This is a genomic window from Halorhodospira abdelmalekii, from assembly GCF_016583625.1.
In the GTDB taxonomy this organism is placed as follows: domain Bacteria; phylum Pseudomonadota; class Gammaproteobacteria; order Nitrococcales; family Halorhodospiraceae; genus Halorhodospira; species Halorhodospira abdelmalekii.
This window is the reverse complement of sequence record NZ_NRRN01000082.1, coordinates 1-6,543: the sequence shown is the minus strand read 5'-3', so window position 1 is coordinate 6,543 and position 6,543 is coordinate 1. Positions and strand designations below refer to the sequence as shown.

At 51.8% G+C, this 6,543-nt stretch carries 6 protein-coding genes; 5 read left to right on the top strand and 1 reads right to left on the bottom strand.

Features of this window, described 5'->3' with window-relative positions; all coding sequences use genetic code 11:
- Window positions 1-14 precede the first annotated feature (14 nt).
- The gene (locus tag CKO15_RS13045; protein WP_200197081.1) at window positions 15-590 is read right to left on the bottom strand and encodes an exonuclease domain-containing protein; all 576 of its coding nucleotides are present in this window, start codon (window positions 588-590) and stop codon (window positions 15-17) included.
- A gap of 187 nt (window positions 591-777) precedes the next feature.
- Between CKO15_RS13045 and tnpC the strand changes: the two genes are divergently transcribed.
- From tnpC to CKO15_RS13020, 5 genes are all read left to right on the top strand, one after another.
- Window positions 778-2,370 (top strand): IS66 family transposase, encoded by a 1,593-nt coding sequence (gene tnpC / locus CKO15_RS13040; protein ID WP_200197078.1) that lies wholly within the window; start codon window positions 778-780, stop codon window positions 2,368-2,370.
- Window positions 2,371-3,258: 888 nt separating this feature from the next.
- A complete protein-coding gene (locus CKO15_RS13035; RefSeq protein ID WP_200197076.1) occupies window positions 3,259-4,035 on the top strand; it encodes a hypothetical protein in 777 nt (258 codons plus the stop codon).
- A gap of 317 nt (window positions 4,036-4,352) precedes the next feature.
- Window positions 4,353-5,048 carry a hypothetical protein gene (locus CKO15_RS13030; protein ID WP_200197074.1) on the top strand — a complete coding sequence of 232 codons (696 nt, stop codon included), beginning with the start codon at window positions 4,353-4,355 and terminating at the stop codon, window positions 5,046-5,048.
- A gap of 380 nt (window positions 5,049-5,428) precedes the next feature.
- The gene (locus CKO15_RS13025; RefSeq protein ID WP_200197072.1) at window positions 5,429-6,106 is read left to right on the top strand and encodes a DUF6998 domain-containing protein; all 678 of its coding nucleotides are present in this window, start codon (window positions 5,429-5,431) and stop codon (window positions 6,104-6,106) included.
- 196 nt (window positions 6,107-6,302) lie between these two features.
- The coding region (locus tag CKO15_RS13020) for a protein-tyrosine phosphatase family protein (RefSeq protein ID WP_476729765.1) at window positions 6,303-6,543 on the top strand (241 nt) is incomplete at its 3' end.

The following is a 6,543-nucleotide window of genomic DNA, read 5'->3' as shown; positions in this document are numbered from 1 at the left end:
GACCGAAGAAGAGCTTACTCGGATGATGAGCAACCGCCGCTTCCGCGATTTTCTCTCAGCATGTTGCAGAATAGAGCGCCTTGTTCAATAGCGTCATCGAGTGCCAAGTGTGTGTGGGGCAGCTTGTCAAACCAATGCTTAGGCATATTTCGCTTTATACTTTTTCTGTAGTCTGTTTTGAGTAAAGCCATTGCAAAAGTTTTAATGTCGAGCGCGGAATGACTAAACGGACTTTCTCCTGTGAAGCGGACTAGGTACCAATTCACAAACAGAAAGTCGAACCCCGCAGGGTATCCGACAAAAACTGGGCGCCCCGGTAAAGAGTTAAGCCATTCGACGTAGCGACACATCGCATCGCTTGGGGAAACGGTGTTTTTTCTACATGCTTCCCATGCCTTTGGCTGGGAAGCCCACCATTCTGCAGTTTTAGGATGGGGCGACGCTTCGGGGAGCGTTTCTAAATTTTCCTCGAAAGTGGAAATCAATTCTTTGTCAGCCGTGTAAGCGGCAGAGCCAAGACTCAACATGGAATGAGGCCCTGGTATTGGGCCGTCAGTTTCAACATCGGTGCTGACGTAAATTTCTAGCATGGACTCTGTTTGCTCTTGTTGATTGAGTGTCTAACTATAATCTGAATCCGTAATATCCGCCCCAGCGCTATATTTTGCACGGTGCTTGGGGGGTAAGCCTTCAGTCCCCCCCTGCCGGGACTTCACTATTCGCCGGGTCTATGCAAGACTGCTGACCTATGACTGACGACGCTGCGAATATCGGCCCATGAAACTCACGGACCACAGTCTACGCCAACTCGACGAAGAGTACTTGGCAGCTCTGGACAAAGAGGCGCTGCGGGGTCTGTCGCTGCGTTTGCTAGCCGATTTGAAGGAAGCGCGTGAGCGCCTGAATCAGACGCCCGAGAACAGCTCCCGACCTCCGAGCAGCCGTGAGCCGTGGAAACGTGGTGGCGCCAAAGAGCCGTCAGACGAATGTGAGGCGGAGCCGTTTGGCGATCCGGATGCACAGGGGGCTGCGCCGTCAGAAGAGTCAGAGGATCCGGCTTCGCGTTCAAAGCAGGAGCCGGATGGTCGCGAAGCCTCGGGCCAAGGGAAGGAGTCGCGACGTCGTGCGGGCAAGCAGCCGGGTTCACCAGGCTTTGGTCGTCAACAAAGGCTGATGGCCGATGAGCAGGTTGATCACTGGCCGGATGTTTGTGCCGGCTGTGGCTGCAGCTTAGGTCCGGAGTCGAGTGGGTCGGCGTATACGGGTTTTCAGGTGATCGATGTCGACTGGAACGATCGTGATCGCCCGGGCCTGCCTGTGAGGGTCACAGATCACCGCTACTACGAGTCGGTTTGTGCGTGTGGTCACCGCACCCGAGCGGTGGCTGGCGAGGGCAGCGCTGGGCCGACGTTCGATCGTGTGCAGCTGAAGGAGTGGCGGCTGGTTGGTCCTGGACTGGCGTCCTTGATCGTCTCGTTGAACATGCGGTTTCGACTCTCGCGTGCGCGAATCCAAGAATTTCTGCACGACATGCTGGGTATAGAGCTCAGTGTGGGAACGATTCAGGCCACGAGTGAGGAGGCGGGAGCCGCACTGGGACCGGTCGAAGAGAAACTTGTCGAGGAGCTTCTTGAGAGCGAACTGATACACGCTGATGAGACTTCCTGGCCGGAACAACAGCAGTCGTGTTCGCTGTGGCTGTGGGTTTGGGTCTCCTCCCATGTGACGCTGTACTACATTGCTGGGCGCGGCAAAGAGCTGGTCGAAAGCATGTTAGGGGGCTATCAGGGCTGGTTGATGAGCGATGGCTGGCAAGCCTATCGCCACTATCTGAGGCGAGTTCGGTGTTGGGCCCACCTGCAGCGCAAGGCCAAGGGGCTGATCGACTGCATGGATCCAGGGGGGCGACAGTTCGGAAAGACGGTCGACGACACCCTCACTACGCTGATGGAAGCGGTCTATGCGGCTCGTGAGGGTCCACCAGAAGACCTGACGCTCCGCTACGCAGAGGAGCTTGAAGCGCTCCGGAAGCGGTGTGAACAGTACCGGGATCATGCGCATCAGAAAACGAAGGCGCTCGCGGTCGAACTGCTCAACGACTGGGGTGCCATCATCCAGGTATTGCGTATTCCGTCGCTCCCGCTGACCAACAACTTGGCGGAGAGAGCTTTACGCCATTGGGTCATCAGTCGGTTGATCAGCCAAGGCACGCGCACGGAGACCGGTTCTCGGGTCTTTGCGATCACAGCCAGCGTCATCGACACCTGCCGTCAGCGCCGAGCCTCCCCTTGGCCCTATATCCGGGATGTCATCGCCGCTCGGCGTGCTGGACATGAGGCGCCTCGCCTGCCTCAACCGGCGGGGGTCTGAACGCTTACACAACAGAGGAAAAATGGGAACCGTGGCAAAACGACCCAAAATCATGTGCAACCATAGCTTTAACATGGATAAAACACTACGATGATCTATCAGTTGATTTGCTTAATTCTATAGACCCAGACGCCTTTGCAGAAAATAGCAAAAAGAGAATATTAGAACGCATAGATGAAATTGCCTGCAATGACATTGAGCATAGCGAACTTTTGGAGTCTTTTTATTTTAAGTGATTAGCAAAGCCCGCGTAAACTCTCGCCCAATCGGTCCAATTAGGCTGGGACTAGGGTGTTCAATCTGGCCCGAACGTTACCCCAAATCCTCCCACACTATACATGTCGTCTGACATTGGCGGAATGGGAGGTTCGGCAAGGCCCCACGGCCTCGCCAAAGCTTCGGGGCAGATTCATATCTACTGTGCTCGATATAGAAACAGCATGAACCATTTGGGGCTGACACGGCACAGATGCAACACCCTAGGCTGGGACAAGGACGGGGAGCAATGAAAGAGGAGTTTGCTCTCTTTTTTGTGTTTACTGCTTGATGTAAAATGGAAGTGCTCTTTGAAAAATGGGTATCCCACCCTGACTGTCAGGCTAGTAGTCGCCTTGGTAGGTTATCCTATTCTTAATATGTCGGGGCGATAGGAGCGAGATATGGCTCGGTACTCACAAGAGCGTAAGCAAGCGGTTGTCGCCAAGATGCTGCCGCCGCCAGCGGCTCCCGCTCTGTGGCCGGTATGATCCCTGCAACCGGCCACAGAGCGGGAGCCGCTGGACTGTGAGCTACTTACGGCCAGAATACAAAAAAAAGGGGAAGGGATTGACAACCAAAATCCAAGAAAGTTAGAAAGCAAGACTGCAACTATGAAAAAAGGCGAAGCGCATGCTAGAAAACACAACCTGGATTGATGGTCGCAGTTTTGAAAAAGCCAGAAGCCACATTAATGCAACAGTTGCCGAGCCCAAGAAAAAACCAAACCAAAAAGTAGAGATAGACTTAAAAAAACATGCCTACTTGTTGGGGGCTGAGCTGAGTCATGGATACCCATTTATTCGTTATGATGGACTTTCTGTAACCGTGCACGACTATGAGTCATACGCAGACGGGCAATTTCATGTGGTTGATTTTGTAAACATACAATTCACGGAAAACGCACTAAAGGGGGCTTACCTAAACCTTATTGAACACAAGGAAGCACAGCAACTCGAAAACAAACTCTCGAAGCTAGACGTACAAAAAACAGAAGACGCTCTTTTGTTTTCTGAAGAAGTATGCCGGTGGGGTAGAGGCACAAGAGTTTGGGGTTTGCTTAAAGGAAACTACAGCCAGCCTCAACTAGGAGGTTTAATTTCATGCTGGCTGTCTTCTGCATCAAATCAAAAAAGCTATGAACATTCTATTTGCCCAGGGATCTCCATAAAAGGGTTGGGAGTCTCTTTTGCGAGCAAACATTTACGTTTGCTAGAGCCTTCTAGGTTTGCTGTGCTAGACTCTGTGATCAGCGAAGGGCTTGGATATGCCCAGACCTCAAAAGGCTACAATTTGTTCATGAACAACCTAGTACAACTGAAGGGGCAACACCTTCCAAATTGGCGCTTGTGCGATATTGAAGCAAGCATTTTTGCGTTAGTAAGGCAACGCGTGAGAACTGAAAAATAAATTTGATTTTTAGATGCGAACACACCAGGTAAATAAAAGATTATAGAAATTATTGCGAGGCGCAAACTTCCACGGAATGTTTAGAATTGCGTCTCACTGGCGGATTTTTCTAAAGCAAAGATGCGCCGAGTTTAGAATCATTTTTTGTGATTCTGTTTATTTATCTCTAGCACTTATCTCTTTATGTCGAGGATGCTCCATGTCTGAGTCACAAAAATATTAAAATCCTGCAACCTGTATTCGTGACCTCGGCCACGGATACAGGTATTTTTTTGAATGCCAAACTTTAGCCATCGCAAATTAAAATTGGAGGAACTATGACAGAGGCCAATCAAACACGTTTAACAATTTTCAATATCATGCTTGTTGATTCAATGAATGATGAACTCCGGCAAAACGATGATTCAATCAGTATTGAAGGCAGGACGGTTGGAGGTAAGCGAGTCGCAATCTACACACTGATTGACGACAAAGAGGATCAAGAGAACCCCTCTTTGATTTTTCTCAGCAAAGTCGATCAAGTGCATGCAGACATTCATACTGAACCGGTACTGATTCGCCCTTGGACGCTCAAAAAAACCGACTTTTGGGCACAAGATGACGACCACCAAGGTTTTTGGGATCTTTTCTTCGAGGCGGTCAAGGAGTTGATCGTAGAGTCTGATCTTGATAACTCGGATCGGTTCCATGAAAGCTTGGATGTTATCATCGACGTCTTTGACGAAGTTCTCAGTGAGGGGAGAGAAAAGCTTTACCGGCGTCAGCATCCATGTTGGGGGATCAGTCAACTTGCAGTGACTTCGCCAGACTTGATTGGCATTGAAGACCCGGAAGACCTGATTGGCACGCTCGTGATTGAGTACACTCCGGCTGTCTTAGAATATGGGGATTACGTCATCAATACCGATAATATCGAATTTCCAGTGCTTGAAAAAGACAGTGAAGACCCCCCTGAGTTGCACGATGAAATTGACACCAGCTTTGTCTATTTGCCAAGGGATCACGGAAGCTAAATTAGATTAAAATAGAAAATTAAATATCTGAAAAAAGGATTTAGTTGTGAATTAACCCCGGATAATTCAGTGCGCCCCGAAGGCGCGGTTCACCAGTGGAGGAAGGTTCCACCCAGATAGTGGTCGGTTTGATCTGGTAGCTGACGAGCGGTGTCGTCGGGCAACTGGCGGCATCGAAGCCTCGTGACAAAGGCCGCCGTGGGCGGTTGAGCAATTCAGCGGGCCATAACGCGAGTGAAAGTGTGAGCAGGCCTCGAAAGTGAAGTCGCGGATGCCGACCCGTCTGAAAAACGGGGAAATCAAGACCTGGCCGATCATACATCATCAAGAGGCTCAGGCAAAAGCTTAATTGCTTGTGCAATTCACCACAGGAAGATGCGATGGCGCTAACACAGATGCAACTTATCCAATCGCTCGGCGAAGCGATGTCATGGTTCGAGCGCGAGTTAAGCTGGGGAGTTCCACCGACAGAGTTGTGGCATCTTTGTGGTCGCATCGGTGAGTTGTATGCGGCGCTGATCACCAATGGTCAGATGGCAACCGAGGTGAACCAGGAAGGCTATGACGTTGTGAGTGGTGAAGGTGAACGAATATCCGTCAAGACTACAGCCACGATGGGGCTTTCTGGGCACGTTTCCTTCAACTCGAACTCACTGGAATTAGTCGATCGAGTCATTGTTCTCCGGGTCAATACGGAGGAAATGCAGATCGAGACTCTGCTGAACGCTCCTATAGAGGAAGCTTTGCACCTGATGTCCTCAGCGCGTGACGGGAGAAGGCTGAGTTTGCCGCTCGGGCGACTTGGCCGTAGGGAGAAGCCACATCGCTCGCTCAAAATTCTGCGGCAAATCAACGTAGAGGGGTTCACTGTCCGTGAACTGGAGAACGGAAGCATCGAGGTGATGCAGGCAGGCACGCGTGTCGTTCCGGCAAAACCAACTCTTCGCAAGTTGGCTCGGCGGCACAACCTTAGCCTACTGAACAGCCGTGGTAATCCACTGAACACCCGGCAGCTCGGAAGTTGGATACTCAGGAGCTTGAGCGATGCAGGAGTTTGACTCGCCGGACAGAAGCCCGAACCACGTAAATGCGGTGGCATCACCACAGCTAAGAGGTGCTACGCGCAAACGTCGTACCGTCTGCAGAATGGCGGTCCATTTCAATCCGGTGTGGTTCTGCTGCTGTACTGAATAAATCTGCCATCGCCACTAGCAGGAACTGGCGTAGACCTCCACCTCCCCCTTCCATGCCACTATGACCACCACCGAACCACTCCGGGTCGATAGCCTGCTCCTGCCCAACGGCGGTCGACTCGGCATGACCCTCTGCCCCGGCAAAATCGGCCCCGGTCGCCACCACCCGTGGCAACGCAAGCTCGACGACGACATCGAAAGCATCGCGCAGTGGGGCGCCTGCCGCGTAGTTACCCTGATGGAGCGCAGCGAGCTCGCCGCCTTCGGTGTCGGTGACCTCGGCTCTCGGATTCAGGAGCGGC